Origin of the sequence: Staphylococcus sp. GDY8P196P (genome assembly GCF_017891705.1) — a bacterium.
Classification (GTDB): domain Bacteria; phylum Bacillota; class Bacilli; order Staphylococcales; family Staphylococcaceae; genus Staphylococcus; species Staphylococcus ureilyticus.
In genome coordinates this window covers 1-1,788 of the sequence record NZ_JAESJS010000046.1, presented here as the reverse complement: position 1 = coordinate 1,788, position 1,788 = coordinate 1, and the positions used below count along the sequence as shown (strand labels likewise).

The window sequence follows — 1,788 nt, the reverse complement described above, 5'->3', positions numbered from 1 at the left end:
TTGTTTTAATGATTTACATATTTTGAAACCAGATTGGTCTAGTTTAGAAAAAGTAAAAGACCAAGCAATGATTTATATGCTAATTCATGAAGAAAGTACTTGGGGTAAATTAGAAAGACGTACAAAAAATAAATACAGAGAAATGTTAAAAAGTATTTCAGAAATTGATTTAACGGACTTAATGAAATTGACTTTAAAAGAGAATGAAAAACAATTGCAAAAGCAGATTGAATTTTGGCAGCGTGAATTTAGATTTTGGGAGTGAAAAAACAATGAGGACTGAAAAAGAAATTTTAAATTTAGTTTCTGAATTTGCTTATCAACGAAGCAATGTAAAAATTATTGCTCTCGAGGGTTCAAGAACTAATGAAAATATAAAAAAAGATAAGTTTCAAGATTATGATTTTGCTTTTTTCGTATCAGATATTGAGTATTTCACACATGAAGAAAGTTGGTTAAGTTTATTTGGAGAATTATTGTTTATACAGAAACCAGAAGATATGGAATTATTCCCACCTGATTTAGATTATGGTTACAGTTATATAATGTATTTTAAAGATGGTATAAAAATGGATATTACATTAATTAATTTAAAAGATTTAAATCGTTATTTTAGTGATTCTGATGGTCTTGTAAAAATTTTAGTTGATAAAGATAATTTAGTAACTCAAGAAATTGTTCCAGATGACTCAAATTATTGGTTAAAAAAACCAACAGAACGAGAATTTTATGATTGCTGTAATGAGTTTTGGAGTGTCTCAACGTATGTAGCAAAGGGTGTTTTTAGAAGAGAAATATTATTTGCTTTAGATCATTTCAATAATATTTTACGTCCTGAATTATTAAGAATGATTTCTTGGTATATTGGCTTTAATAGGGGTTTTGATTTTAGTTTAGGAAAGAATTATAAGTTTATAAACAAATATTTAACTGATAAAGAATTCAATATGCTTTTAGCTACTTTTGAGATGAATGGATATAGAAAGACATACCAATCTTTTAAGCTTTGTTGTGAATTATTTAAATATTATTCAAATAAAGTAAGTTGTTTAGGAAATTATAACTATCCAAATTACGAAAAAAATATTGAGAATTTTATTCGTAATAATTATGAGAATTAATTTTATTAGCAACCACATTTTTTGGTTGCTTGTGGTTTTGATTTTGAATTTGGTTTTGAACTATGAGTGGCTAACATTTTGCCACTCATTTTTTGCGTAAGCAAAAACATAAAGGGTATGGGATATAATCCCATCAAGTACGGCGTGCTAGAACGAAGTGGATAGCAAAGCCAGTGCTTGCCAAACCACATTATTACTTGATATTTTGTTGATTATCCTATAATCTACAAACATAGAGAGTAATAAATTTCGAAGAAACGTGGTGGGATTGAATGAGTGAACATGATAATAATTTGGCTAGCGATTTGTCTGTTGGGGGAAACCGTAAACCCAACCGCAAAGAGCCAAAACAAATTAGTTTCAGAGTGAACGAAGGCGAATATGAAAAGTTAAGGTCATCTGCCGAAACTTTGAATATGAGTGTGCCGACTTTCGTTAAGAAAAAGGCACAAGGCAGTCGATTGGTAGCGCCCAAATTAGATAAAGAGACGCGACAATCGATTGTTAAAGATTTAGGCAGTATGGGGGCAAACGTAAATCAGATTGCGAAATGGTTTAATCAACATAAAGAACAAGCAGTGAATTTACCTGAACAAAAATACGATGATTTAATTAAGCAATTTGATGACTTTAAAAAGGAGTTGCATGAGATATGGCAACAACTAAA

At 29.6% G+C, this 1,788-nt stretch carries 2 protein-coding genes and 1 pseudogene; all 3 read left to right on the top strand.

Features of this window, described 5'->3' with window-relative positions:
• Positions 1-265: pseudogene (locus KA814_RS13730) on the top strand (replication initiation factor domain-containing protein); the annotation flags it as partial.
• A 7-nt stretch (positions 266-272) separates the two neighbouring features.
• Positions 273-1,121 carry a streptomycin adenylyltransferase Str gene (gene str, locus KA814_RS13565; protein ID WP_001258486.1) on the top strand — a complete coding sequence of 283 codons (849 nt, stop codon included), beginning with the start codon at positions 273-275 and terminating at the stop codon, positions 1,119-1,121.
• Between the two features lie 272 nt (positions 1,122-1,393).
• On the top strand, positions 1,394-1,788 hold a 395-nt coding region (locus KA814_RS13560; RefSeq protein WP_210122806.1), incomplete at its 3' end, for a plasmid mobilization protein.

Bases quoted from the DNA above. Each gene is read 5' to 3' on its own strand.
- str (WP_001258486.1), top strand. From the start codon at position 273: ATGAGGACTGAAAAAGAAATTTTAAATTTAGTTTCTGAATTTGCTTAT.